At 61.4% G+C, this 25317-nt stretch carries 33 protein-coding genes, 1 tRNA gene and 2 riboswitches; of the genes, 14 read left to right on the forward strand and 20 right to left on the reverse strand.

What is annotated here, in order from left to right; all coding sequences use genetic code 11:
- Window positions 1-800 (reverse strand): glycine cleavage system aminomethyltransferase GcvT (gene gcvT, locus MOV61_RS16695; protein WP_247137380.1); only part of this gene is annotated, 800 nt, incomplete at its 3' end.
- A gap of 67 nt (window positions 801-867) precedes the next feature.
- A riboswitch (glycine riboswitch) is annotated at window positions 868-947 on the reverse strand.
- Window positions 948-1035, reverse strand: a riboswitch (glycine riboswitch). It abuts the riboswitch before it with no gap.
- A gap of 194 nt (window positions 1036-1229) precedes the next feature.
- On the opposite strand from gcvT, the gene MOV61_RS16700 reads away from it, so the two are divergent.
- On the forward strand, window positions 1230-1607 hold the full coding sequence (locus MOV61_RS16700) for a hypothetical protein (RefSeq protein WP_247137382.1): 378 nt from the start codon (window positions 1230-1232) through the stop codon (window positions 1605-1607).
- A gap of 67 nt (window positions 1608-1674) precedes the next feature.
- The gene (locus tag MOV61_RS16705; protein WP_247137383.1) at window positions 1675-2163 is read left to right on the forward strand and encodes a copper chaperone PCu(A)C; all 489 of its coding nucleotides are present in this window, start codon (window positions 1675-1677) and stop codon (window positions 2161-2163) included.
- A 40-nt stretch (window positions 2164-2203) separates the two neighbouring features.
- Here the strand turns inward: MOV61_RS16705 and MOV61_RS16710 are convergent, their stop codons facing one another.
- Window positions 2204-2620 carry a DUF2000 domain-containing protein gene (locus MOV61_RS16710; RefSeq protein WP_247137384.1) on the reverse strand — a complete coding sequence of 139 codons (417 nt, stop codon included), beginning with the start codon at window positions 2618-2620 and terminating at the stop codon, window positions 2204-2206.
- 138 nt (window positions 2621-2758) lie between these two features.
- Here MOV61_RS16710 and MOV61_RS16715 point away from each other — a divergent pair, with 138 nt between their 5' ends.
- Window positions 2759-3244 (forward strand): Lrp/AsnC family transcriptional regulator, encoded by a 486-nt coding sequence (locus tag MOV61_RS16715; RefSeq protein WP_247137386.1) that lies wholly within the window; start codon window positions 2759-2761, stop codon window positions 3242-3244.
- Window positions 3245-3419: 175 nt separating this feature from the next.
- A complete protein-coding gene (locus tag MOV61_RS16720) occupies window positions 3420-5015 on the forward strand; it encodes an EAL domain-containing protein (protein ID WP_247137404.1) in 1596 nt (531 codons plus the stop codon).
- A 17-nt stretch (window positions 5016-5032) separates the two neighbouring features.
- Here MOV61_RS16720 and MOV61_RS16725 read toward each other — a convergent pair whose 3' ends face one another.
- Window positions 5033-5311, reverse strand: coding sequence for a hypothetical protein (locus MOV61_RS16725; protein WP_247137387.1), 279 nt, complete (start codon window positions 5309-5311; stop codon window positions 5033-5035).
- A gap of 124 nt (window positions 5312-5435) precedes the next feature.
- On the opposite strand from MOV61_RS16725, the gene crcB reads away from it, so the two are divergent.
- From crcB to MOV61_RS16750, 5 genes are all read left to right on the forward strand, one after another.
- Complete coding sequence (gene crcB / locus MOV61_RS16730; RefSeq protein ID WP_038543145.1) at window positions 5436-5813, forward strand: fluoride efflux transporter CrcB; 378 nt, start codon at window positions 5436-5438, stop codon at window positions 5811-5813.
- A 48-nt stretch (window positions 5814-5861) separates the two neighbouring features.
- A complete protein-coding gene (locus MOV61_RS16735; protein WP_247038153.1) occupies window positions 5862-6857 on the forward strand; it encodes an RluA family pseudouridine synthase in 996 nt (331 codons plus the stop codon).
- On the forward strand, window positions 6854-7507 hold the full coding sequence (locus MOV61_RS16740) for an HAD family hydrolase (protein WP_038543139.1): 654 nt from the start codon (window positions 6854-6856) through the stop codon (window positions 7505-7507). The genes MOV61_RS16735 and MOV61_RS16740 overlap by 4 nt, the downstream gene beginning before the upstream one ends.
- Before the next feature lie 12 nt (window positions 7508-7519).
- Window positions 7520-8311, forward strand: a complete 792-nt coding sequence (locus tag MOV61_RS16745; protein WP_247137388.1) for an ATP12 family chaperone protein — start codon at window positions 7520-7522, stop codon at window positions 8309-8311.
- Between the two features lie 111 nt (window positions 8312-8422).
- Window positions 8423-8857 carry a hypothetical protein gene (locus tag MOV61_RS16750; protein WP_051899719.1) on the forward strand — a complete coding sequence of 145 codons (435 nt, stop codon included), beginning with the start codon at window positions 8423-8425 and terminating at the stop codon, window positions 8855-8857.
- A 3-nt stretch (window positions 8858-8860) separates the two neighbouring features.
- On the opposite strand, the gene MOV61_RS16755 is transcribed toward MOV61_RS16750, so the two are convergent.
- The 12 genes from MOV61_RS16755 to lipB form a co-directional block, all read right to left on the reverse strand.
- Window positions 8861-9127 carry a CopG family antitoxin gene (locus tag MOV61_RS16755; RefSeq protein ID WP_038543133.1) on the reverse strand — a complete coding sequence of 89 codons (267 nt, stop codon included), beginning with the start codon at window positions 9125-9127 and terminating at the stop codon, window positions 8861-8863.
- Complete coding sequence (locus tag MOV61_RS16760; RefSeq protein ID WP_247137389.1) at window positions 9102-9383, reverse strand: toxin; 282 nt, start codon at window positions 9381-9383, stop codon at window positions 9102-9104. Before MOV61_RS16760 ends, MOV61_RS16755 begins: the two co-directional genes overlap by 26 nt.
- A 41-nt stretch (window positions 9384-9424) precedes the next feature.
- Entirely contained in the window at window positions 9425-10258 is an 834-nt protein-coding gene (gene fghA / locus MOV61_RS16765) for an S-formylglutathione hydrolase (RefSeq protein WP_247137391.1), read from the reverse strand.
- Window positions 10259-10276: 18 nt separating this feature from the next.
- Window positions 10277-10939, reverse strand: coding sequence for a DUF1345 domain-containing protein (locus MOV61_RS16770; protein WP_038543127.1), 663 nt, complete (start codon window positions 10937-10939; stop codon window positions 10277-10279).
- A 17-nt stretch (window positions 10940-10956) separates the two neighbouring features.
- On the reverse strand, window positions 10957-11403 hold the full coding sequence (locus tag MOV61_RS16775; protein WP_038543124.1) for a YaiI/YqxD family protein: 447 nt from the start codon (window positions 11401-11403) through the stop codon (window positions 10957-10959).
- 90 nt (window positions 11404-11493) lie between these two features.
- Window positions 11494-11682 (reverse strand): YegP family protein, encoded by a 189-nt coding sequence (locus tag MOV61_RS16780; protein ID WP_038549224.1) that lies wholly within the window; start codon window positions 11680-11682, stop codon window positions 11494-11496.
- Window positions 11683-11768: 86 nt separating this feature from the next.
- Window positions 11769-12896, reverse strand: a complete 1128-nt coding sequence (locus MOV61_RS16785) for an S-(hydroxymethyl)glutathione dehydrogenase/class III alcohol dehydrogenase (RefSeq protein WP_247137392.1) — start codon at window positions 12894-12896, stop codon at window positions 11769-11771.
- A 105-nt stretch (window positions 12897-13001) separates the two neighbouring features.
- A complete protein-coding gene (locus MOV61_RS16790) occupies window positions 13002-13616 on the reverse strand; it encodes a GNAT family N-acetyltransferase (RefSeq protein ID WP_038543121.1) in 615 nt (204 codons plus the stop codon).
- 77 nt (window positions 13617-13693) lie between these two features.
- Window positions 13694-14962: a hypothetical protein gene (locus MOV61_RS16795; protein WP_247137394.1), complete on the reverse strand. Its 1269-nt coding sequence runs from the start codon at window positions 14960-14962 to the stop codon at window positions 13694-13696.
- A gap of 137 nt (window positions 14963-15099) precedes the next feature.
- Complete coding sequence (locus tag MOV61_RS16800; RefSeq protein WP_247137395.1) at window positions 15100-15735, reverse strand: hypothetical protein; 636 nt, start codon at window positions 15733-15735, stop codon at window positions 15100-15102.
- Between the two features lie 175 nt (window positions 15736-15910).
- The gene (locus MOV61_RS16805) at window positions 15911-16831 is read right to left on the reverse strand and encodes a DMT family transporter (protein WP_247137396.1); all 921 of its coding nucleotides are present in this window, start codon (window positions 16829-16831) and stop codon (window positions 15911-15913) included.
- Window positions 16832-16893: 62 nt separating this feature from the next.
- Window positions 16894-17622 (reverse strand): lipoyl(octanoyl) transferase LipB, encoded by a 729-nt coding sequence (gene lipB, locus MOV61_RS16810; RefSeq protein ID WP_247137397.1) that lies wholly within the window; start codon window positions 17620-17622, stop codon window positions 16894-16896.
- Between the two features lie 176 nt (window positions 17623-17798).
- Here lipB and MOV61_RS16815 point away from each other — a divergent pair.
- Window positions 17799-17883 (forward strand) — tRNA-Leu (locus MOV61_RS16815).
- A gap of 184 nt (window positions 17884-18067) precedes the next feature.
- Window positions 18068-18490, forward strand: a complete 423-nt coding sequence (locus tag MOV61_RS16820) for an OsmC family protein (RefSeq protein WP_247137398.1) — start codon at window positions 18068-18070, stop codon at window positions 18488-18490.
- Window positions 18491-18504: 14 nt separating this feature from the next.
- Here MOV61_RS16820 and MOV61_RS30480 read toward each other — a convergent pair whose 3' ends face one another.
- The 3 genes from MOV61_RS30480 to MOV61_RS16835 all read right to left on the reverse strand — a co-directional run bounded on the left by MOV61_RS30480 (window position 18505) and on the right by MOV61_RS16835 (window position 19886).
- Window positions 18505-18996 carry a BON domain-containing protein gene (locus tag MOV61_RS30480; protein WP_247137399.1) on the reverse strand — a complete coding sequence of 164 codons (492 nt, stop codon included), beginning with the start codon at window positions 18994-18996 and terminating at the stop codon, window positions 18505-18507.
- 73 nt (window positions 18997-19069) lie between these two features.
- Window positions 19070-19327, reverse strand: coding sequence for a BON domain-containing protein (locus MOV61_RS16830; RefSeq protein WP_105415886.1), 258 nt, complete (start codon window positions 19325-19327; stop codon window positions 19070-19072).
- Window positions 19328-19394: 67 nt separating this feature from the next.
- Window positions 19395-19886: a peptide deformylase gene (locus MOV61_RS16835; protein WP_247137400.1), complete on the reverse strand. Its 492-nt coding sequence runs from the start codon at window positions 19884-19886 to the stop codon at window positions 19395-19397.
- A 205-nt stretch (window positions 19887-20091) separates the two neighbouring features.
- Here MOV61_RS16835 and mgtE point away from each other — a divergent pair, with 205 nt between their 5' ends.
- Window positions 20092-21510, forward strand: coding sequence for a magnesium transporter (gene mgtE, locus MOV61_RS16840; protein WP_038543108.1), 1419 nt, complete (start codon window positions 20092-20094; stop codon window positions 21508-21510).
- 57 nt (window positions 21511-21567) lie between these two features.
- Window positions 21568-21960 carry a MerR family DNA-binding transcriptional regulator gene (locus MOV61_RS16845; RefSeq protein ID WP_038543106.1) on the forward strand — a complete coding sequence of 131 codons (393 nt, stop codon included), beginning with the start codon at window positions 21568-21570 and terminating at the stop codon, window positions 21958-21960.
- Window positions 21961-21975: 15 nt separating this feature from the next.
- Here MOV61_RS16845 and MOV61_RS16850 read toward each other — a convergent pair whose 3' ends face one another.
- Together MOV61_RS16850 and MOV61_RS16855 are read right to left on the reverse strand one after the other, a co-directional pair.
- A complete protein-coding gene (locus MOV61_RS16850) occupies window positions 21976-22962 on the reverse strand; it encodes a DUF1624 domain-containing protein (protein ID WP_247137401.1) in 987 nt (328 codons plus the stop codon).
- A 23-nt stretch (window positions 22963-22985) separates the two neighbouring features.
- Complete coding sequence (locus MOV61_RS16855) at window positions 22986-23684, reverse strand: DUF599 domain-containing protein (RefSeq protein ID WP_247137402.1); 699 nt, start codon at window positions 23682-23684, stop codon at window positions 22986-22988.
- A gap of 516 nt (window positions 23685-24200) precedes the next feature.
- Here MOV61_RS16855 and MOV61_RS16860 point away from each other — a divergent pair.
- Window positions 24201-25317: L-serine ammonia-lyase (locus MOV61_RS16860; protein WP_247137403.1), on the forward strand; the 1117-nt coding region annotated here is incomplete at its 3' end.

Below are 25317 nucleotides of genomic sequence, written 5' to 3' on the forward strand. Positions count from 1 at the left end.
CGGCGGGGCTTCTGGATCGCCCATTCGAGCGCAGCCTCGATCGGGGTGGTGGTCGTGTCGATGTCGTTGCCATAGAGGCAGAGGCCGGCCTCGAGGCGCAGCGAATCACGGGCGCCAAGCCCGATCGGCTGGCAGTGCAGGTCTTCGAGCAGCGCCTTGGCGATCTGTTCGGCCTGATCCGCCGGAACAGAAATCTCGAACCCGTCCTCGCCGGAATAACCGGAGCGGGAGATGATGCAGTCGACATCGTGCAGGGACGCGTCGCGGACGTCCATGAACGTCATGGAGGTGACATCCGGCCAGAGAGCCGCCAGCACCGCCTCGGCGCGCGGTCCCTGGAGGGCGAGGAGCGCGCGGTCTTCGAGGAGTTCGACGTCGCAACTGGAAAGATGCGCCCGCAGATGGGCGAGATCGGCCTCCTTGCAGGAGGCGTTGACGACGACGAACAGGTGGTCGCCGCGATTGGTGATCATCAGGTCGTCGAGAATGCCACCGTTGTCGTCGGTGAAGAAGCCGTAGCGCTGGCGGCCGGGTCTCAGGCCGAGGATATCGACCGGCACCAGGGTTTCGAGCGCAAGTGCCGCATCCTCGTAAGCGCCGGATTTCGCGCGGATGACGACCTGACCCATATGGGAGACATCGAAAAGGCCGGCGGCGGTGCGGGTGTGCAGATGTTCCTTCAGCACCCCGGCCGGGTATTGCACCGGCATGTCGTAGCCTGCAAAAGGCACCATCCTGGCGCCGAGCGACAGATGGAGGGCGTGAAGCAGGGTGGTCTTGAGAACGGTCTGATCGTCCAAGGACGCCTCCAGGGTTGGCGCATTTCAAGCGCCGGCTCAGATTCAGGCGCAATGACGCACCGGTTTATGAGCCCCCTCTGTCCTTGTCGCCTGAGATTGTTATCCCTTCGGCGGGCCCTCTTCGGGCCTCTCTCCAGAGTTCCTGTCGGTCGACTGCTGGTCCTTTTGCCTGAGAGTTTCCGGGGCGGTTGCTCCTTCGGCACCGCATTGAAGCGGCTTCTCCCAGCGAGTCTGGGCGGTATTATCGGCCTCGAGCGCCATTTGGCAAGCCCTGCATGTCGCACCGAACACTATTTTTGTCGCAACGCAGCAAACGCGATTTGATCTAATGCAATGCGGGGTGAAATGGGTTCTGTATCACGCGACAAAAGGGCTTTTGCGCTTTATCGTGATTTGGATTATTCCCGCATCACCCAAACAGGCGAAACGATGACGGCAAGACTGGACATGGCGGCGACCTCAACGCGCATTTTCTGCGCGATGCTGCTGCTTTTGCTGGGGTTTGCCCATCAGCCCGTGCAGGCTTCGGCGCCACTCGATTCCTACAGCGAAGCCTATCGGCTGCCGGACGGCACATTTGCCGATATCTGTTCCGAAGGCGACCACGGCCATCCGATGCCGGCGGCAAAACCGCTCTGCGAAGTCTGCCTGCTCTCAGCATCGGTCATCCTGCCGCCGCCGGAGGATGAAGCCTTACTAGCGGCAGAGCGCGCGTCGCTTGCCAATCCCCTGCGCCAGTTTTCCGAACTTCTCGGTACGACCGCCGTCGCCCGGCCTAAATCCCGTGCTCCGCCGATCTCGATTTGATGTTTTAACGCTCTCAGATCAATCGCGGTCGACCGGCACAGATGCCGTCACCGTATGGGGATAATCCATGAAGACTTTCACCAAACTCGCTTTCCTCGGCATTTTCGCTGCGACCGGCATTATTATTGCGGGAGCGACGGCCGCTCAGGACGCGCCCGCCAAGCTCGGCGACCTGGAAGTGACGGGCGCCTTCACCAAGGCGATGCTTCCCGGCCAGCCGGTCGGCGGCGGTTATTTCACCATCAAGAACAACGGCAAATCCGACGACATGCTGGTCTCGGTCTCGTCGCCGGTCGCAGGCAACGTGGAGATGCACGAGATGGCGATGCAGGGCGAGGTAATGAAAATGCGCAAGCTCGATACCGGTATAGCCATCCCGGCAGGCAAGACCGTCGAACTGACGCCCGGCGGGCTGCACCTGATGTTCATCAAGGTCAAGGAACCCTTCAAGCAGGGCGGCAAGGTGCCGGTAACACTAACCTTCGAGAAGGCCGGCAAGGTGGATATCACGCTGCCGGTCGAGGCGGCGGGACCGGCCGGCCACGAGCACAAGTGAATTCGATGGAGGCCCGCTCGTGGGAGCGGGCTCTTCGTCTCTAGCGCAGCAGTTTGAGGCTGCCGGTCAGCGACTTTATCCATTTCGAAGGGCCGGCGAGGCCAAGGCCGTCGATCTCCTCCTCCGCCAGATCGCGATTTGGGAAGGTGGCTTCATAGTCCCGATAGTCGTGCAGCGATCTGGCGAAAGCCGGAAAGGGAACGATCGCGTGGTCCTGTAGCGGCAACAGCGCCTTCAGCATCAAGGAGCGGATCGTCTCTGCCTGCGCCTGCAGGATCGGTACCGGCAGAGCGGAACTGATATCGATCGTCCGGTTTTCGCGATCGGTCAGCCGGCGGGCGGCAAGTGCCGGCATGCGCGCACCGAGGCCGACCGAGATGGCGCCGACCGTGTTGGTGACGAGGCCAAGCGGCAGGGCGGGGTTGACGATAATGGCGAGGCGGATGTCGTCGGTCATAGGCGGGCAGGGTATCCATCAGTGGAAGAGGACCGGCAGCCTACTCCGGATTGGCCGGTCAATCCTGTCTTTTGCTTCCCGTTTTCGGCATTCTTAGGTAAGATCTACCTAGATGGTCGGAAATATGGGTAGATTCTTATGGCGAACGACGTCGAGCCGGCGGACATACGAATTCTGGAAGCGTTGCAGGAAGACGGCCGGCTGACCAATCAGGCGCTGGCCGACAAGGTCGGGCTTTCGACCTCCCCGAGTTGGCGGCGCGTGCGGCATCTGGAGGAGACGGGCGTCATCCAGGGATACAAGGCGGTGCTGAACCGAAAGGCGATCGGCCTCGGCGTGCTCGCCTTCATCCGCGTCAAGATCGACAGCCATAGCGAGGAAGAGGCGGAAGCTTTCGCGGCCGAGGTGATCGGCCTCGACGAGGTGGTGGCCTGCTACAGCATCGCGGGAGACGCGGATTTCCTGTTGCAGGTCGTCTCACCCGATCTCGATGCCTATGCGGATTTCGCCATGTCGACGCTGCGGCGATTGCCGCGCATCAAGGAAATGCAGACGACCTTCGTCCTCAAGGAGATCAAGGCTTTCGATAGCCTTCCATTGCGTTTCGCGGACAAGCGGACCTAGGAAGCCAACGGATTTGCCGGCCGGGTAGCGCATTCAGAGTGACTGGCGCCGCCCGGACGACAACCGGAAGGGCTTTAGAAATTGCTTCGATACAACCTGATCGAGTTGTATCAATGAATCTTAACAGAAGTCCGCGATGAATACCGCCCAAGACCTCTCATCAAAGGTTTCGGCAATGGAACTGCGACGTTCTCGGGTGATTGCGGCGGCCATTTTCCTCGGCCTGCTCGGGGCAATCATTCCGATTGCCGCGATGGTCTATATTTCGTGGGTCATCACGGTCGAGAAACAGCAGAACAATCTCGAGCGGATCGCGCAGCAGACGATCACGCGTGCGAGCAGGACGTTCGAGGATGCGCGGGCAGCGCTTGATTCGCTCGCCTATCCGCGTCTGGTACCCTGTTCGGACCAGCACATCGCCCGCATGCGGGTGATCGCCTTCAACACGCCCTCGGTCAAGGAAGTCGGTTATTTCGAGAACGGCCTGCTGAAATGCACCTCCTGGGGGATCGAGGAGCGCAAGGTCGACCGGCCGTGGATCGACTACATGACGCCCGACGGCGTGGAAGTGGCCACCCGCGTGCAGCCGGCGGTCAGCATGGGTAACCCGATGATGGCGCTGCACTACGGCCCCTATAACGTGCTGGTCGATCCTGCCCGTTTCGTCGACATCCTGGCAGATGCCGACATCTCGCTGGCGCTCGCCAACCGGCAGGGCATGCTGATCAACGAACTCAATTCCCCCGAAACGGCCCTCGTCAACGCGCTGATCGACGAGCCGAAGAACGGCATGACGTCCTCGGTGCTTTACGCGATAGCGCGCGACAAGGGATTGATCGCGATCGCCATGGAGCCGCGCTCCAACCTTGCCGGCAGGCTTCAGGCGGAACAGTTCCTGCTGCTGCCGGTCGGCGCCTTCATCGCCATCTTCATCGTCGGCGTCGTGATCTGGCTTTCCAGGAAGCGGCTGTCACCGCTCGGTGAACTGGTGATCGCGGTGCGCAAGCGCGAATTCATCGTCCACTATCAGCCGATCATCGAACTGAAGACCGGCATCTGCGTCGGTGCCGAGGCCCTGGTGCGCTGGCGGCGGCCGGATGGATCGCTGGTGCGCCCGGATCTGTTCATCCCGCTTGCCGAGGAGAGCGGGCTCATTCTGCCGATTACCGACCAGGTCGTCGAAGCCGTCATCGCCGATCTCGGGGCGCTACTCGCGGCCGACCGATCGCTGCATATCGCCATCAACCTCTGCGCCGACGACGTCACGTCCGGCCGTATTCTCGATGTTCTCGGCGATAAGCTTCCCAAGACGGAGATCGCGGCGGGGCAGATCTGGCTGGAGGCGACCGAACGCGGCTTCATCGATATCGAGGCGGCGCGGGCGACGCTCGCCCGGGCCCGGGAACGCGGCCATCTGGTGGCGATCGACGATTTCGGCACCGGATATTCAAGCCTGCAATATCTGCAGGGGTTGCCGATGGATGCATTGAAGATCGACAAGTCCTTTATCGACACGATCGGCCGCAACAGCGCCACCAGTTCGGTCACCGGCCATATCATCGAGATGGCGAAGACGCTCGACCTGCAGATTGTCGCCGAAGGCGTGGAGACGGAGGAGCAGGCCGATTATCTGAAGGCTCACGACGTGGGTTTCGGCCAAGGCTGGCTGTTTTCCAAACCGCTTCCGGCCGCAGATTTCATCGACTACCACCGAAACGCAAAAGCCCGCTCGGGGAGCGGGCGAAAGAACATCCGGTGCGTGGCGGCGTGAAAACTGCGGGAAGAGGATCAGTCTTCGAGGTCGCGATAGGCTGACTGCGCCTGGGAGAAAGTCGCCTGCGGATGATGATGCTGGTCGGTCGTCAGCACATCGATCGAGACCGTCGTGGCGGGGATCATAAATTCGATATCGCCGGGGTCGCTGGCATTTTCGGCGCGACGGGCATTGCGCTCGGAGTCGGCCTTGATGTCCTTGACCTGATCCTTGACGGAGAGGCGTCGTCCGGGCTTCAGCGCCTCGATGGCGAGTGCGGCGGTGTTCGCCGATATGGTGACCAGTTGTGTCATGGCGCCTGTCGCGTCTTTTCTCAGAATATGATAATTACGCCGGCCCTGATTTGTTCCCGTTTAAACAAAATGCGGGCATTTTATCGATTTGACGATTTCCGGTTTTGGCCTACAGAAAACCCCCATGAACAATATGCTTCTCGTCGCCATCGGCGGAGCCATCGGCTCCGTCTGCCGCTATATCGTCGGGTTCTGGGCGCTGCGCCTATGGGGGGCTGCCTTTCCCTGGGGAACGCTTGCCGTCAACATCGCCGGCTCGTTCGCGATCGGCTTTCTCGCCGAACTCATCGTCCGACGGTACGATGCATCGCCCGAGATGCGGCTGCTGATCATCACCGGCTTTCTCGGCGGCTTCACAACGTTCTCAGCCTTTTCGCTGGATGTCGTGTCGCTGCTGGAGCGGGGTGCGACCATGGTCGGCGTCACCTATATCGTCGCGAGCGTGGTGATCGCGCTCGGTGCCGTCTTCGCCGGACTGGCGCTCGGGCGGGCAATGCTCTAAAGACCGGGCAAAGGCCGTTGGCCCACATCCAGATATGAAAGAGCTTTGATGGCAGGCATCGAGCATATCCGCGTCGAAGCGGACGAAGCGGGAATGCGTCTCGACCGCTGGTTCAAGATCCATTACCCGGGCCTCGGCTTCGGGCCGCTGCAGAAACTGCTGCGTTCCGGACAGGTGCGCGTCGACGGCGGACGGGTGAAATCCGACGCCCGCGTACAACCGGGACAGACGGTGCGCATTCCGCCGATGGAGGTCGACGCCAAGAAGACCGGGCCGATCGCCGGCAAGGATCTCAAGCATTCCAGCGATTTCGAACTGTTGTCGCGCATGGTGCTGCACGAGGACGAGAAGGTGATCGTGCTCAACAAGCCGGCTGGCCTTGCCGTGCAGGGCGGATCGGGCGTCGCACGCCATATCGACCAGATGCTCGACAGCTGGATCAGCCCCAAGGGTGAAAAACCGCGGCTGGTCCACCGGCTCGACCGCGACACGTCAGGCGTGCTGGTGATCGCCCGCACCCGGGGTGCTGCGCAGAAGCTGACCGCCGCCTTCCGCGAGCGCGATACCAAGAAGACCTATTGGGCGCTGGTCAAGGGCGTGCCGCGCAAGCACGAGGACAAGATCTCCACGTGGTTGGTCAAGGAACAGACGCCGGATGGCGACCGCATGCGGATCGCCCGGCACGGCGAGGACGGCGCCGACCACGCGGTGTCCTATTACCGGGTGCTGGAAATGGCGGCGCAGACGCTCTGCTGGCTGGAGATGGAACCCTATACCGGCCGTACCCATCAGCTGCGCGTCCATGCGCTGCATATCGGCCATCCGATCATCGGGGATCCCAAATATTTCGACGACGATCACAACTGGGATTTTCCCGGCGGCATCCAGAAGAAGCTGCATCTGCACGCGCGTCATATCGACATTCCGCATCCGAACGGCGGACGGCTGAAGGTCACTGCACCTTTGCCGCCGCATATGGTGCAGAGCTGGAACCTTCTCGGCTTCGACATGGAAAACGGCCGCAGGGATGATGACGACGAATGAAACTGGTCCTTTTCGATTGCGACGGCACGCTGGTCGACAGCGCCAACCTGATCCATGAAACCATGCGCCGCAGCTTTGCCCATTTCGGCAAGCCTGAGCCGAAGGTGGAAGACACCAAGGCGATCATCGGGCTGACGCTCGATATCGCGATTGCCCGCATGCAGGGCAAGCCGCACGCGGATGACGAGGCCGTCGAGATGATGGCCTATTACAAGACGCTGTTTGCCGTCGTCCGCCAGGACCTGGATTTCAAGGAACCGTTGTTCGAAGGGATTCGCGAGCTGATCGACGCGATCGGACCGCGCGAGGACCTGCTGATCGGCGCGGTCACCGGCAAATCCCGGCGCGGCCTGAAGCTGGTGATGGAGACGCACGGCTTCGACAAATATTTCGTCGTGTCGCGCACCGCCGACGACTGCCCATCGAAGCCGCATCCGGCGATGGTGACCGAATGCTGCGACGAGACCGGTATGAAACCTTCCGACACTCTTGTCATAGGCGATGCGATTTACGATATGCAGATGGCGAAAGCAGCCGGCGCCACGGCGATCGGCGTTGCCTGGGGTTATGCCTCGGTGGACGAGCTGAACAAGGCCGGAGCCGACGCGATCATCCATCATCCGAGCGAGTTGCTGAGCCATATCGGCTGAGGTTTTATTGCCATGCGTGACATGTTTCCCGATCCATCCGAAGCGCTGAGCCATCCGGACCCGACGCGGCGGGCGCAGATCCAGATGCACAAGCCGCTGCCGAAGCGCTTCTACAGCCAAGTCTCGGTCGCCGAGGGCGAGGGTGGCCATGCCATCCATCTCGACGGCCGGCCGGTCAGGACGCCTGCGAAGAAAGCACTCGTGGCTCCGACGGCCCGGCTTGCCGAACTGATCCGCGACGAGTGGGCCAATCAGGTGGACGTGATCGATCCGGGCACCATGCCGGTGACGCGGCTCGTCAATACCGCGATCGACGGCATCGCCACCGACCCCCAAGCGGTGTTCGAGGATATCCTGAGGTTCTCTTCGAGCGACCTGCTCTGCTACCGCGCCGAGACACCGGAAAACCTGGTCGCTCGCCAGAGCGAACAATGGGATCCGATCGTTGACTGGGCCGCCAACGAACTCGGCGCCCGCTTCATCCTGGTCGAGGGCGTGATGCCGCAGGAGCAGCCGAAGGAGGCGACCGCCGCCTTTGCGGTGACGCTGAAGAAATACGATACGCCGATCGAACTCGCCGTGCTGCACACGGTGACGACGCTGACCGGTTCGGCGATCCTCGCACTTGCGTTTGCGGAAGGCCGGCTCACCGCCGACGAGGCCTGGACGCTTGCCCATCTCGACGAGGACTGGACGATCGAACATTGGGGCGCGGATGCGGAAGCCGAGCATCGACGCGCCAAGCGGCTCGAGGAAATGCGGGCGGCGACCGAAACTTTTCTTGCGTTGAGGCCCTCTGCTTAATCGTTCTCTAACCGTGTTCGTTGGAACATCTGAAGGTGCCGTTTTGCAGGTTCCTTCATGCTCCGTCGTCTCTCTCGTTTCTGTCTTGTTGCTTTGACGGTCTTGCCGTTGATGTCGTTCCGCCTGGAACAGGCAAACACGGCGCAGGAAAAACTTCTCTACGACGTGCGCGGCGCCTTCGTGACCGCGCGGCCGGATGTGCCGAAGGGATTGGTGATCGCCACCGACATGCTGGTCGACGAGGCGATCCGCGCCACCACCAGGTCGATCGCCCTGCCGCGGACGATCATCTCGGTGCGAATAGACGAGATGTCGCACATGCCGATGCTGATCGGCAGCCGGCATGAGGCGAAGGTGACGGTACAGGCGATATCGGTGAACACCGGCGAACCGATCGCCAGGGGAACATTCAAGACGTCGATCTACCTGCTGGACGGGGATACCGCGGATCGTGACCTCGCCGAAAAGATCGCCGACCGCATCGCCGGCGAATTCCGCCTCGACGGCCAGCGCCGCCCGACAATGGCGACGGCTTTGTTTCCGTGAGCCTTAGGAAACGTATTTGTGCAGGATCGAATTGATCAGCGTCTGATAGGGCATGCCCTGTTCCAGCGCCTTGGCTTTCAGGCGCGCGAGATCTCTTTCCGGAATGGAAATGGAAATCCTCTGCCGCTTGCCGTCGATCGCGTTACGCGCGGCATCCTGCCAGAGACGTTTGCGTTCTTCGATTTCACCAACAGGCACCCATTCATCGGTCTCCGAGAGCGCGATGATTTCCTGCTCACTCAGTTCACTGCCAAGTTTGCTCTTGCTCACGGCTTCTTACCGCCTTGCGACTGGGGAAAAAGGTTTTCAGAAAAACCCCTCCCTCCGTTTCGACATATGGCACTATGAAGGCATAGCCTTCGATTTCCACGACCAATTGACGCTGATGCGCATACCGCTCGATATTCACGTGGCGGCGGTCATCAAGGAGCATGCCCTCACTCAAGGCGATCACGATTCTCTCGAAGCCGAAACCGAACTTCTGTTTGAGAAGATCATTCTTTTCGTCCGACCAGTGAATCTCCATGCATATGGAATATATATCCGAGACTACTGTTGATCAAGCGCCTAGCCCAGCCGTTCCGCGTGCCAGCGCAGATGGTCGTCCATGAAGGTCGAGATGAAATAATAGGAGTGATCGTAGCGCTCGTGCATCCGCAGCGTCACGCTGATATCCGTTCCCTTGGCCGCTTCCTCGAACAGCCAAGGGCGCAGGCCGTTTTCGAGAAAGCCGTCGGCCTTGCCCTGGTCGATCAGGAATTCCGGAAAACGCGCACCGTCCTCGACCAGTGCGCAGGCATCGTATTGCCGCCAGGCTGAGCGGTCGGCGCCCAGATATTTCTCGAAGGCGGGCGCCGACCAGTCGGCGGTCGAGGGCTTGACGATCGGTGCGAAGGCGGAGCAGCTCTTGAAGCGGTTGGGGTTCCGGAGCGCGATCGTCATGGCGCCATGGCCGCCCATGGAGTGGCCGAAAATGCCCTGGCGGTCCATGTCCATGCGAAAATGCTGGCTGACGAAATTCGGCAATTCCTCGGTGAGGTAGGTGTACATCTGGTAGTGCTCGGCCCACGGCTTTTCCGTTGCATCGAGATAGAAGCCGGCGCCCTTGCCCATCTGCCAGTTGGTGAGTTCGTCGGGTACGTCATTGCCGCGCGGGCTGGTATCCGGGCAGATGACGATCAGCCCGAGTTCCGCGGCCATCCGCCTGTATTCACCTTTTTCCATGACGTTGGCATGGGTGCAGGTAAGGCCCGATAGATACCAGACGACGGGGCAGGGCTCCCTGATTGCCTGAGGCGGCACGAAGACGGCGAAGGTCATCTCGCATTTGCAGGCTTCGGATTCGTGCATGAACACGCCCTGCATGCCGCCGAAGGCAGTGTTCTGGGAAAGGACCTTCATCGATGCTCCTCGAGAATATCAATTGCCCATCGACACGACGGCGTTGACGGCCGCGGCGACAAGGACGGTGTTGAAAAAGAATGACACGACCGCATGCACGAGATTGATGCGGCGCATGTCGGTCGTGGTGATCTGGACGTCCGATGTCTGGGCGGTCATTCCGATGACGAACGAGAAGTAGAGAAAATCGTAGGCGCCGGGCTCGTCGGTTTCGGGAAAATCGAGGCCGCCTCGCTTCGCCTCATTCTCTTCGGCCTGCTCGTCCGGCCGCCAGAAGCGATGGGCGTAATGCATGGCGAACATCGTATGGATCGTCAGCCAGCCGAGCACGACGGATGCGAAGGCTAGCGAGACGGAGGCAAGGCCCGCAGGCTGCGAACGGTTCAGCGCTTCGAACAGCGAAACCACGGCGGCGGCAACGGCGAGCAAAGTTACCCCTAAGATGACCGGCGCGGGCTCGTCGTCGTTTTGGCCTTTCTTTCTGAACGTGGCGCCATCGAGCTTCGGGATGCGGGCGGCCATCATGACGAGATAGATCAGGAAGAAGACGATGACCGCGATGCCGGGCGCAAGTTGCGGCACGGAAAGGAACAGGAACGGCAGACAGACCAGCGAAGCGATGGTGCCGGCGAAGAACGGGCCATGCCGGTGATAGGTCAGTTTGCGCCAGGGGCTCGGCATCCGGGTTTTCCGATCGCTCACGTGGCTGATTTGGCGCGGCGGCAGAGCCTGTCCAGCGTTTCCAGGAATTTCGAGCGGTCGCGCGGCGAAAAGGCGGCGTTATAGCCCTTGCTTTCGCCTGTTTCGCGCAGATGTGCTCCGAGATCGCGCATGGCGCTCGCCATGCCGATATTGGTTTCATCGAAGACCCTGCCGGTCGGGCCGGTCACCAGCGCGCCTGAGGCAACGCAGCGTACCGCCAGCGGCACGTCGGCGGTGACGACGATATCGGCGGGGCCGGCGCGTTCGGCGATCCAGTTGTCGGCGGCGTCGAAACCGGCGGAGACGATGACATTATGGACCATCGGGTCGCGGGACGGGCGAAGGCCGGAATTGGCGACGAACGTCACTTCGAAGTTATGGCGTTCCGCGACTTTCAGGATCTCCGGCTTGACCGGACAGGCATCGGCATCGACGTAGATCATGGATGGATACTCCGGCCTCAACCCGGTCGGCTCCCCGAATGGGGGGAGGCAACGCAGCCCGCCCCGGCGGGCCGCGCGCGGGAAGCGGTATCAGGCTACGGCGGTCGTCTGGTCGTCGACCGTTGCGCCGGGTACGTTCTTCTTGATGGATTCTATGGCCGACACGGCAGAAGCCTTGGCCGAATAACCTTCGGAGGAGAACATGGTCTGACCGTTCGGAGCCTTGAAGCGGAAACGGTATTCCCCGGCCTTGTCCTTATAAATCTCGAATTTGTACATCTTCTGCATCTCCCATTCATCGGAGTTGGAATCGTGGACTTATTCGTAACAATGAAGCGCGTTCCGGAAAGCACCCGATACCGCGCTCAATAAATCACTACGCTGCGAATCGATTCGCCGCCATGCATCAGATCGAAACCCTTGTTGATGTCCTCAAGCGGCATCGTGTGGGTGATCATGGGGTCGATCTCGATCTTGCCCTCCATGTACCAGTCGACGATCTTCGGCACGTCGGTGCGGCCGCGAGCTCCACCGAAGGCCGTGCCCATCCAGGTGCGGCCGGTGACGAGCTGGAAGGGGCGGGTGGAAGTTTCCTGACCGGCGCCGGCAACGCCTATTACCACCGACTTGCCCCAGCCGCGATGCGACGCTTCGAGCGCTTGGCGCATGACCTTGGTATTGCCGGTGCAGTCAAACGTATAGTCGGCTCCGCCGATCTGGTCGGCGCCGCGCTTCGTCAGGTTGACGAGATAGGGAACGATATCGCCGTCGACTTCCTTCGGGTTGACGAAATGGGTCATGCCGAAGCGTTCGCCCCAGGCCTTCTTGTCGTTGTTCAGATCAACGCCGATAATCATGTCGGCGCCGGCCAGGCGCAGGCCTTGGATGACGTTCAAACCGATACCGCCGAGCCCGAAGACGATGGCGGTGGCGCCGATTTCCACCTTGGCGGTGTTGATGACGGCGCCGATACCCGTGGTGACGCCGCAGCCGATATAACAGACCTTGTCGAAGGGGGCGTCCGGGTTGATCCTGGCGACCGCGATCTCCGGAAGAACCGTATAGTTCGCAAAGGTCGAGCAGCCCATATAGTGATGGATCTTGTCCTTGCCGATCGAGAATCGCGAGGTGCCGTCGGGCATCAGCCCCTGGCCCTGCGTGGAGCGGATGGCGGTGCAGAGATTGGTCTTGCGCGACAGGCAGGAGGGGCATTCGCGGCATTCCGGGGTATAGAGCGGGATGACGTGGTCGCCCTTCTTCACCGAGGTGACGCCGGGGCCGACGTCGACGACGATGCCGGCGCCCTCATGGCCGAGGATCGCCGGGAACAGGCCTTCGGGATCGGCGCCGGACAGGGTGAAATCATCGGTATGGCAGATGCCGGTCGCCTTCACCTCGATCAGTACTTCGCCGGCGCGGGGGCCTTCGAGCTGTACGGTCATGACTTCGAGCGGTTTGCCAGCCTGAACGGCGACGGCGGCGCGGACATCCATGATGTTCTCCCTTGAGGCTTTATAGATTCGGCGCGACCTTGGCACAGGCGAGGGGGCCGGCTCAAGCCGGAACGAGCCGTTCGCGGTCGCATTTCGGTGAGCGGATCAAGGACCGATAAGCGGCACGTGCGGAGACGTCGTGCGCGGCGTCAGACCGGTCAGGCGCGGATCGTCCAGCACTTCGACCATCAGCGCGTAGGGCGTAAAGCCGGACCGTTGATAGAACTGCATTGCGGCCGGGTGATCGAAGTGACAGGTATGCACCCAGAAACGACGGATCGGATGCGCCCAGGCCCTCTCGATCGCCCAGTTCATCATGAAACGGCCGGCGCCCTTGCCGATCGCACCGGCGACGAGGCCGAAATAGACGAGCTCGCATTCGCCCTGTTGACGGAAATCGAGCTCTAGGAGGCCGATCCGGCGGCCGCCGTCGAGAAGCACGTAAATCTCGACCCGCGGATCGTTGAGGACCGAGGCAAGTTCGTCGTCGCTCATGACCAGCCGCGAGACCCACATCCAGTTCTCGCCGACCGCCCGGAACAGCGCGCGGTATTCGTCGGGAGCAGGAGACTGCCAGCGTTCCAGGGTAAGCGTGTCCGGCGCCGTCGCGGTTTTCCTGCGCGGCTTCTCGAACATTTCGAGGCAGGTCACGACGGTGGCAATCTTGCCCGGAGGTACGGCGGAATAACCGGATGATAGTGCGGGGTTTTCGCTTTTCATGTAACCTTTGGAGCCGCTTGGCGGGTTGATGTCAATGGGCGGAGACGTCGATGTCGAGTGATATGGAGCGCGGGTGATCAGCCGAACAGGCGGTCGCAGGCGTAGACAAGACCGTAGGAATGGATGGCGACCGCGGCATAGAGGCCGAGGCCCGCCATCAACCGCTCGCCGGGATGCATTTGCTCAAGGGTTTCGCGCGGCTTGACGGACGAAAAGCCGATCAAGCTCATCAGCGTGAACACGGCAAGTGCCGCGATCAGGGCGGTGGAGGACAGCCCGATCCGGTAGCCGACCCACAACATCAAGAGCGTAATTCCGAAGCTGCCGGCGACGAGCAGGCTGCGGGTCGGAAAGATCTGCCTCAGTACCCTGCCGCCGTCGAAGCGGTACATGGGCAGAAGATTGAGGAGGTTAAAGGCACCCAATATCAGCAGGAAGACCAGCGCCGGTTGCCGCAGCGACGAAGAAAACAGGTGGGTAGCCGAGAGATCGTGGACGGAAATCACCACCGGCACGAGAAAGGCGGACATGCCAGCGCCCATGAGCGCACAGGTGGCGACTTCGAAGCGGCTGTTGTAGGGCCGACCGCCGATGGCGATGCCTCCAAGAAGCGGAACGAAGATCATCCTGACCCTCTCATGCCCGAAGGCGCGATAGGCGGCCATGTGCCCCAGTTCATGCAGCACGATGACCACCGTCAGAATTGTGGAGATCGTCAGACCTGCCGCAGTCAGCCCGAAAAAGGGCCAGAGCAGCAGCGTCGAGAGGAGTGCCAGGACTATCTGGGTGAGCGGATGTTCGATCATGCCGCCTGTTTTCGGCCGGCCGTTTTTCAGCCATGCAGTCAGCGACGAGAGCTCGCGGCGGATCATGAAATAACGAAACAGGTAAACGCCGAGGCCGCGATAGTTGTCCGTCTGGGCAAGGGTGATCGTGGAACCGCCAGGCGCGGCCGACACGGCGCGGTATTCCTCGAAGTTGCGCCAGAAAGAAATGTCGAGCGCGGTATCGTCCACCACGCGTGCACGGCTCTCATAGCTGAGCTGGGCACTATCGATAGTTTCCTCCACCTTGAAGACCCGCCGGATCGGCGAACCGTGGCGATCGGGATGGCTGTAGGCGATCTCTATCCCGCCGCGGTTCCGTTCCATCCCTGAGGAGAGGATCGAAGGGTTCCAGCTCGCCTCTTCGCCGCCGGGGTGAAAGGCGCGCCAGAGACGTTCCGGAGCGATTTCGAGCGTCCGATGCAGCGTGATGGTGCGGCGGCCGACGGGTGCTGCCATCAGCAGCCAGAGCAGGCCGAGATTGATCGTCAGCAACAGGACGGCGGAGACAATAGGCGTCATATCGACCTCGGGAGCCTGTCGGCTCGCGATTGGCCGATCATCACAGACACCATTAGGCCGATTGATTTTCCAGGCGGTTTAGCCAACCGATAAAATGCGAACGAGCAGCCGTGCAACGCGTCGCGACCGGCTGTTTGTCAGGCCGCCACCTCTCGCGTCAGCCGATGCCCGGCATCGGTCACCAGCCAGGGACCGGAGCGCAGCACTTCCTTCGGCCTTTCATAGGTCGCCACCGCCGCGATCATCTCCCGCCAGGCGGGATGATGGGCTCTAACATCGGTCAGTTCATCGATCTCGCGCAGGACCAGCGCTTCGACCGGCGAGAGCAGCAGCCGGCCTCGCTCCATCGCGCCGCGCAGCACCCGCCAGATATAGGTGAGATCAAAGGCTGTGATGCCGGCAGAGGCGGGGCGGGCGGCATGATAGGCACCGCGTGCCCCGGGATCGAGGGCCAGGCGAACCTGGTCGAGCGCAAAGGCCGACAGGCTCTCCGGTACCTCGGACGCCACTTCCATGGTATGCAGCAGCAATTCGAGCTCCAGCGCGGAACGAACGGCTCCGTCGACGGCGATCGTGCGCATTAGCCAGCCAGCCTTTGCGTCGTCGATGCGCCCCTTCGGCTCTGTGTCACGCACGAGATATGCCGCCAGGCTTTCGACGAAGTAAGTCGACCATTCGGGGCTTTGTTCGGGACAGGAATCATTCAGCGCAAAAAGGACGAGCGCGTCTTCGGAGGAGCAAATGCCGTCCGGGAACGCATATTTGCGCAGCATCAAAATATCGTCGGCCACAATCCGACCCTTCCCGGCGATGACACATGCCGGAAAAGAAAAGCGGAACCCGCTCATCTTCATTTCTCCGTTTCATCATGAAACTGAATGTGGGGGATAAATGAGAGAAGTTGAGAGGCAGAAAAGAAGCGCGGTTAACCGGCGGGAAACAAGGCCATCAAACAGTTCCGAGCTGCTTCGATTTGGAACGTTCCCGCCAGATGATGAACAGGCCGGAGGCGACAATGACGGCGATGCCGAGCCATTTGGAGGCGGTCGGGAAGTCGCCGAACAGAGCGTAACCGAGCACGGTCGCCGAGATGATTTCGAAATACTGGAAAGGTGCCAGCAGTGAAAGCGGCGCCAGCCGGAAGGCCCGCACCACGAGCAGATGCATGTAGCCCGAAATGGAACCGAGCAGCATCAGCAGGATGAGACCGAGCCAGGAAGCGGGGAGCGACGGCGCGAAATCCGCGGCCCCGGCATTATCTCCGGCCACAAGCGCCGCCGCCATGAACAGCGTGCCGCCGACGCCTGCCATGGTCTGCATGACCAGCGGAGAATCGGCCTCGCCGATCGCGCGGTTGAGGAACAGGTAGAGCGTGTAGAGGAAGGCGCAGGCGACCGGCAGCAGCGCCGTCCAGCCGAAGATCGCATAGCTCGGCTGGATGACGATCATGGCGCCACTGAAACCGACGACGATCGCCAGCCACCGCCGCCAGCCGACCTTTTCCCGCAAAAAGATCGCCGACATCATGGTGAGCATGAAGGGTTCGACGAAATAGATGGCGAAGACATCGGCGAGCGGCATGTATTTGACCGCCGCGAAGAACATCAGGCTGGCGGCCGCATGCAGCACGCCGCGCAGCAGGTTCATCCAGGGGCGTTTCGGCCGGAAGATGGCGGCCCCGGTGAAGACGACGAGCGGCAGGATGCAGACGAGCTGAAAGAAGAACCTGAAGAATGTCACCTGCGCGGGCGACATCGCCTCGAAGGTCGCCATATATTTGGCGATGGCATCCATCAACGGCAGGATGACCATGCAGGTGGCCATGATGGCCATGCCCTTCAGCGGATTTTCAGGTGTGGAAGAGGGCATGCCCGGCACTTTCGAGGAACCGGGTTCTTCAACCACAGCGGGCGGCAATGTTCAAGCCAAGATCAGGTTACAGCCGCTTCGGAAACCGAGGCACCGAAGATTTCCTCGAAAGCTTCACGCAGGCGCATATCCACGTCGGCCATCATCACCGGAAGGCCGAGATCGACGAGGCTCGTCACGCCGTAAGCCCTGATGCCACAGGGCACGATGCCGGTGAAATGCGAGAGGTCCGGTTCGACATTGAGAGAGAGACCGTGGAAGCTGACCCAGCGGCGCAGGCGGATGCCGAGCGCGGCAATCTTGTCCTCCGCCATCGAACCGTCCGGCAGAAGCGGCTTTTCCGGCCGGCGCACCCAGACGCCGACGCGGTCCTCGCGCCGCTCGCCGCGCACGTTCATCATGTCGAGGGTGCGGATTATCAGTTCCTCGAGTGCCGCCACATAGGCGCGCACGTCCTGGCGCCGGCGTTTGAGATCGAGCATCACGTAAGCGACGCGCTGGCCGGGACCATGATAGGTGTATTCGCCGCCGCGGCCTGTGGAAAACACCGGAAACCGGTCCGGCTCGATCAGGTCCGCGGCATCGGCGCTGGTGCCGGCGGTATAGAGCGGCGGATGTTCGAGCAGCCAGACGAGTTCGTCGGCGCGGCCATCGGCGATCGCCGCCACCTCGCGCTCCATCTCGACCACGGCGTCCTCGTAAGGGACAAGCCCATCGGAGATTCGCCAGCGCACCGGCGGCGAGCCTGTTTGCGGCAGCATGGACAGATTGAGGTCGGTGCGTGTGAGCATGGAAAATCTTCTGGCAAAAACAAAAGGGTGCGGCAAGGGCCTGGTTTCGGCCCGGTTTATATAGGCATTCACGCTTGCAATTTTTATCCTTCAAAAATCTGTCACGGCGCACTTGTGCACCCCAAATGCTTTTGCTACATGCAGCCCCGCCGGCGCAAGTCGGCATCTACCACGATGCGGTCGTGGCGGAATTGGTAGACGCGCAGCGTTGAGGTCGCTGTGTCGCAAGACGTGGAAGTTCGAGTCTTCTCGACCGCACCAAAATAAAAACCCGCTTCGGCGGGTTTTTTGTTGCCCGGATGAAATCGCATCCGGGAAATCAGGCCCATCTGCCGCTTCGATGGCAAAACATCGAGTCATATCGCCCATTCCGGATGCGATCCTGAAATTCCTCGCTTATCTATTGGCCTGATCCAAGCTCGTATGTGCAAGGTAAGGACAAACAATGGTCGAACTGAAAATCAAGACGCGGCCGATCGGCGCGACGGCGGTGCTCGGACGCCTCGGTCACCCGCAGGTGACGAGTGAGACGGGTGGTCAGGTGGAAGTGGTGACGGGCGCTTCTGAGCCGGGGTTCAATCCGCTCGACCTGATGTTTTCATCGCTTGCCACCTGCCTCGTGCTCAGCGGCCGCATCGCCGCAAGCAAGCTCGGCATCCTCGACAGGCTGAGCGAGGTGAAGGTGCATGTGACCGGCGAGAAAGCCCACGAAGGACCGTCCCGGATCACCAGGTTCATCGTGGATTTCCGTATTGAAGGGGATTTCGATGACGAGCAGAAAAAGCAGATCGCCCACATGGCCGAGGAAATCTGCACCGTCAGCAATACTCTGAAAAATTTACCGGATATCCTGCTGACGAGCGCTTAGGCGTCTTCGGGCCGTCAATCGTCGTCGGGAATGTGGCTGTCGACGCCTTCGAGGCGAAGGTTGTTGACCAGTTCGCGGACGCCGGCGACACGTTGGATCCGGCGGGCGATCTTGCGCGAGGTCGCCGCATCGTCGACGGCGCCTTCGAGCGTGACGGTGCCATCCTCGACATGCACGTCGATCGACGCCATGTCGATCATGTCCAGCTCCTCGATCGCGTCGGTGATCCGCTCTTCAAGATCGTCGGCCTCCTCGATACCCTTGGTGCCGGGGCGAATGCTGTCGGCCAGGCGCTCTTCCGAACCGTCGCGTTCGACACCATCCACCTGATAGCCTCGATTGCGGTCGCTGTCGAAATTGGCCTTGGGGTCGCCATAGGCGGCGTTGTCGACAGGCCGGGCGCTGCCAGCGTCGTCATAGGGCCAGCCTTCATCGATATTTCGGTCATCGTAATCGCGAAAATCTTCCTCGCGGGAAATGTCGTCAGCTTTTTTCTTGCTCGGCACCGCAGTCTCCTATCATTCCCACATGGACCCGGCGCACCCCCTCCTGAAAGGCCGGTGCGCCGGGTATTTCGGCTCAGTGGCTCGTGGATGCGCCATTCCTTTGACCCGTCAGGGTCAGGTGGCTTTCGACATCATGTACGCCATCCACGGTTTCCGCGCTCAACACCGCCTTGCGGGCGGAGAACACGGTATCGACAGAACCCTCGAGAATAACCTTGGTTCCCTCGGCATGTGGTTCGATCATCGACGAATCGACGTCCGGCAGTGCAGCCAGTCGCTCGGATACTTTTCGCTCGAGCTCGGCTGCGGTCTTGTCTGCTGTCGCATTCATGGTCGTAGCTCCTCGCTGGACTTGCGACCTGACAACGGGCGAACGCGAATTTGGTTCGGCCGTATTTTTATTTTCCCTTGTCCCATTTGCGCAGCAGCCGCTCGCGCTTCAGGCGGGACAGCCGTTTCAGCCAGAAGATCCCGTCGAGTTGGTCGATCTCGTGCTGCATGCAGATGGAATAAAAGCCTTCGGCATCCTCTTCGTGGACGACACCGGTGAGATCCTGGTAGCGGAACCGGATCCTTTTCGGGCGTTCTACCTCGTCATTGGCCCCGGGCATCGAGACGCTGCCCTCGGTATGACGTATCAACTCCTCCGAGGAGAGCAGGATTTCCGGGTTGGCGTAAGAGCGCGCGCCGCTCTCCTTCGACAGTTCGAGCACTACAAGCCGGGTGAAGACACCGACATGCGCGGCGGTGATGCCGACGCCAGGTGCCGCCCGCATCGTTTCGAGAAGGTCATGGGCCAGCGCCGTCAGAGCCGCGTCGAAAACCGCGATCGGCTCGCATGGCTTGGACAGGCCCGGATCGGGATATTTCAGGATGGTTCGGATGGCCATTTTCGAACTCCTCTTTCTGCCTATCGGGCTGCCTCTCGGGTTTTTCCGCATCGTTTCGCCATGCGCTCTGGACCCGGAACGGCAATTGTTCTAGCAGGAAAACCGGTGGCAGGAGCAATAGCGCCGGGTGCAGCTATCCGGTTGTTGACAATATGTTTTTTGCCGCCATTCTCGTTTTGTCAAAGACCAGCAGTGAGGGCGGCAGATGAGCGATATCGGCGAAGACCACCGCCTGCGCACAAAAACCGACGATGCCGGTGACGACATCTATTCCGAGGACGGTGCGATCCGCGCCGACTTCCTGGCGATGGTCGGCGCCGCAATCGCTGATCGCGACACGCTTTTCCTGCGCAGCCATGTGGCGCGGCTGCACGAATCGGAACTCGGCGACCTGCTCGAAGCGATCCTGCCCGACCAGCGCCATGCGCTTGTGCGGCTGCTCGGCGACGATTTCGACCTCACCGCACTGACCGAAGTCGACGAAAATATCCGCATGGAGATCGTCGACCAGATGCCGAACGCGCAGATCGCGGCGGCAATCGGCGAACTCGATTCGGACGATGCTGTCTACATTCTCGAAGACCTCGACCACGAGGACCGGGAAGAGATCCTGGCGCAACTGCCGTTCACCGAGCGTGTGAGGCTGCGCCGCGCGCTCGATTATCCCGAACAGTCGGCCGGCCGCCGCATGCAGACGGAATTCGTCGCCGTGCCGCCGTTCTGGACCGTCGGCCAGACGATCGACTATATGCGCGACGAGGAGGACCTGCCGGAGAGCTTCACCCAGATCTTCGTCATCGACCCGACCTTCAAGCTGCTCGGCGTGCTCGACCTCGACCGCATCCTGCGCGCCAAGCGGCAGGTGAAGATCGAGACGATCATGCGGGAGACGAACTATCCGATCCCCGCCGACATGGACCAGGAAGAGGCAGCCCAGCTCTTCGAGCAATACGACCTCATCTCGGCAGCCGTCGTCGACGACAACGGCCGGCTGGTCGGCGTGCTCACCATCGACGACGTGGTCGACGTTATCCAGGAGGAGGCGGAAGAGGACATCATGCGCCTCTCGGGCGTCGGCGACGAAGAACTGTCCGACTCGGTCCGGGAGACTTCGCGGTCGCGAGTGCCGTGGCTTTTGGTCAACCTCTTCACCGCCTTCATTTCGGCGTCCGTGATCTCGCTGTTCGAAGCGACGATCGAACAGGTGGTAGCGCTCGCCATCCTGATGCCGATCGTCGCCGGCATGGGCGGCAATGCCGGCTCGCAGACGATGACGGTGACGGTGCGCGCGCTTGCGACCCGCAATCTCGACATTCACAATGCCTGGCGCGTCGCACGACGCGAGGCGGGCGTCGGCCTGATCAACGGCGTGGTGATCGGTTGTCTCGTGGGCGTGGTGGCCGGGCTGTGGTTCCACGATGTGCATATCGGCGGGCTGATCGCCACTGCCATGCTGATCAACATGTTTGCGGCGGCCATGGCCGGCATCATGATCCCGCTGCTTCTCGACCGGGCCGGGGCCGACCCGGCGGTATCGTCGGCGGTGTTCGTGACCGCGATTACCGACACGACCGGGTTCTTCTCGTTTCTCGGCCTGGCGACCTGGTGGTTCATGCTCCGCTGAGCCCAAAAATTGACTGTTACGTAAAAGTCAATTAGTTTGGCTGACGAGTAGCAGGACATGAACGTGAACAAATATTATAGCATTACGGAGCTGACGCGTGAATTCGGGGTATCGACCCGCACGCTGCGCTTCTACGAGGACGAGGGCCTTATCCACCCCGAACGCCGGGGTCGCACGCGGCTTTTCCGGGCAACGGATCGGCGGCTGATCCAGGAAATCCTGCGCGGCCGCCGGATCGGCTTCACGATCGCCGAGATCCGCGAAATCATTCAGGTCTACAAGGAACCGCCGGGCGAACTCGGGCAGCTCAAGCTCCTGATGACGCGCCTCGATGAAAAACGCAACGACCTGCGCCAGAAGCGCAAGGATATCGACGATACGCTGACGGAGCTCGACAATGTCGAGGAAGCGTGCCTCACCCGGCTGGCCGAAATCGGCGTCGGCACCTGATCTCCAGAACGACCGCTATTGCGCCTCGATCGAGCACTGTTCGGCGAGCGATTGCACCCGGCCGTCCTGCGGGGCGATGGCGCCGGACTGCAGCGGCGTCATCAGCGACTGGGCGATCAGCTTGTCGGCGGTGCAGCCGCAGAATTTCTGGCAGAGGCCGGCATCGTTGCCCCGGCCCGTGCAGCCTGCTTCGCAGCTCCTGACATAGCCGATCCGCGGATCCGGCGGCGGGGCTGGATGAACCAGCGAGAAGAGATAGACGAGCGCGATCAGCACCGGCTGGTGGACGAGGTAGACGATCAGGCTGTGGCGGCCGGCTTTCGAGAGAAAGTTCTCCTGCGTCTGGACCGCAGCGAGACGCAACGGCCAGTTCCTCGACAGTGCAATTCGCGCAACGGCCACCCCGGCCAGAAGCGCCGCGATCCAGGGAAACAGCGGCACATAGTCGTTCGAACGCGGCGGGACTTCTGCAAAACCGAGCCAGCTCAGGTAACGGGCGTCGAACAGGGCCGAATCCAGCACGCCGGGCACCAGGCTGTAGTCGACGATCATCGCCACGACCACCAGGGCGATGATCGCACCGGTCAACAACGGTGGCAGGCGCAGGAAGGCGAGACCGATCAGGCTCGACAGCGCGATATTGTGCAGGATGCCGAAATAGATCCACTCGCCCGGAAAGGCGACCAGCGTCGCGATGCTGATCGCGAGCGCAGCGCCCGCAACCATCGCAAAACGCTTCCAGAACGGCTGCCAGCGGATCTTCGGGAAATGCGCGAGGACGAGGCTGACGCCCGCCAGGAACAGGAACGAGCTGGCGATCGAGCGGGCATAGACCCTGAAGAAGCCCTGGGTCGCCGTGCCGGGATCGACATAACCGAAAAACTCGAGATCCCAGGTGAAGTGATAGGTCGCCATGGCGATGAGGGCGACGCCGCGCAGCGTATCGATCAGCGTGATGCGGGGTCTGCGCGGGGTGGGGTTCTGGGTTTCGGCAACAGTCACTGCTTGTCTTTCCGGATCAGATCTCAGGGCGTCCCGCGGTCCATGATCGCCAGCCGGGCCTCCGAGAAATACTGGCGGCGGGTGAGCACGACGACCACCACAAGGGTCATGGCAATGAACATATAGGGTCCGATGAACCAACCGAGATAGCCGACCGACAAAAACAGTGCCCGCAGGCCCGAATTGAAATGGCCTGCCGCGATCGTATTCATCCGCACCACCTGATCGGCGGCGCGTTCGGCCGCCGCCCGGTCGGCGTTGGTGTCGTGCATCATCGGCAAGGCGCCGAAAAGAATGGTGCAATAGTTGAACAGACGGTAGGACCAGCCGAATTTGAAGAAGGAATAACCGAACAGGAAGGTGAGGCCGGCGACCTTGAGTTCGAACGCGGTGCGGCCACCGTAAGCGACGAAGGGCAGGTCGCGGAAGACCGCCTCGACCTGTTCGGTGGCACCGAGCAGCGCAAAACAACCGCCGATCGCGAAGATCGATGTCGAGGCGAAAAAGGCAGTGCCGTTCTGCAGGCCCGCCAAAATCTGAGTGTCGATCATCTTGAGGTCGCGGCGAAGCGAATTGTAGATCCATTCCTTCCGCCGTTCGGCCATCGCCCGGTTGAGGCTGGCGCGGGGAAAGAGCCGGGAGCCGGCACCAGCGGTCACCCACGAATAGAGGGACCAAAGGACGGCAAAGAGGGCAAGCGCAATATAATCGGCGTTCGTCATGGCTTCACCGGTTGGAATCGGTCTCTAATCCGTCTCGTCATGCTTTGTTTCGGTTTCGGCGGCAAGCCTTCTCGATCCGGATAGGAACCGCAAACGGCGTGCAGGCGTTACGAATGTGATCCGTCAAAGGTTTCCGCCATGTTTCCGCCATTTTCCGGATTGCGAAGGCGGCGGGATTTTAATAGAGCATTAGCCATGACGACCCGGAGCGGACGTTGATCGATGCGGCATGAACCTGGAGATGACGTGGAAGATACCGACCAGAAGTCCTGCTGGGGCGTGACCTTCAAGGCGCTCCTCGGATTTGCAGGGGCGTTGGCTCTCGCGTATCTGTTCGGCGCTATCTGATTGCCGCAGTGAAATTTCGGAATTTCGATCCCCGGCGTGGTATTCGTACTGCGCCGTTTCTATTTTAAGAGCATGTCGCGGCCGGTTCACCGGATGTCGGGCAATCGCCAAGACATAGCGCCGGTCTGACATAGGCTCGGCGATCGTTTCATTACCCCACGGATTCTCATGTTCCTGTCCGTTTTCGACGTCTTCAAGATTGGTATCGGCCCTTCGAGCTCGCACACGATGGGACCGATGTCGGCCGCCAACCGGTTCCTGGAGCTCATCCTGTCCAGTGAGTGGCCGCGCCCGACCGGCGCACATGTCGCAGCGCTGAAGGTGAGCCTGCACGGTTCGCTCGCGTTCACCGGGATCGGTCACGGGACGGACAGGGCGGTGATATTGGGCCTGGTCGGCGAGGAACCCCACGCCGTCGATCCGGACCGGATGGACGCGATCATCGACGAGGTGGAGCGCAGCGGCCGCGTCACGCCGCCCGGCCATCGGTCTTATGAATTCCAGCCGAAGACCGACCTGATCTTCGACAAGAAGCAGCCGCTGCCCGGCCATGCCAACGGCATGAGCTTTTCAGCCTTCGATCGGGACGGCCGGCTTCTCCTGAAGCGGATCTACTATTCGATTGGCGGCGGGTTTGTGGTGACGGACACCGAGATCGAGGCTATGCGCGGTGCCAAGAAATCGGCCGGCGACTCACGCATTCCCTATCCATTCGCCTCGGCAAAGCAGATGCTCGACATGGCGCGCGGCTCAGGCCTGACGATCGCCCAGATGAAGCGCGCCAACGAAGAAACCAAGATGAGCGCTGCCGAGCTCGATGCCGGTCTCGACCGGATCTGGGAGGCGATGTCCAGCTGTATCGACCGCGGCCTCAAGGTCGACGGGATCATGCCTGGTGGTCTGAAGGTGAAGCGCCGGGCGAGGGCGATCCACGACAAGCTCAACGAGGAATGGCGCAGCAACCGGCTGAACCCGCTGCTCGCCAACGACTGGCTGAGCGTCTACGCGATGGCGGTCAACGAGGAGAATGCCGGCGGCGGACGCGTGGTCACGGCGCCGACCAACGGTGCGGCCGGCGTCATCCCGGCGACGGTACGTTATTACCTGCATTTTCACGAGGACGCGACCCAGGCGGACGTGCATAACTTCCTGCTGACGGCGGCTGCCATCGGCGGCATCATCAAGCACAATGCCTCGATCTCGGGCGCCGAAGTCGGCTGTCAGGGCGAAGTGGGCTCGGCCGCCGCCATGGCTGCGGCGGGGCTGGCGGCCGTCATGGGCGGCT

Origin of the sequence: Neorhizobium sp. BETTINA12A, assembly GCF_023006485.1 — a bacterium.
GTDB lineage: Bacteria > Pseudomonadota > Alphaproteobacteria > Rhizobiales > Rhizobiaceae > Neorhizobium.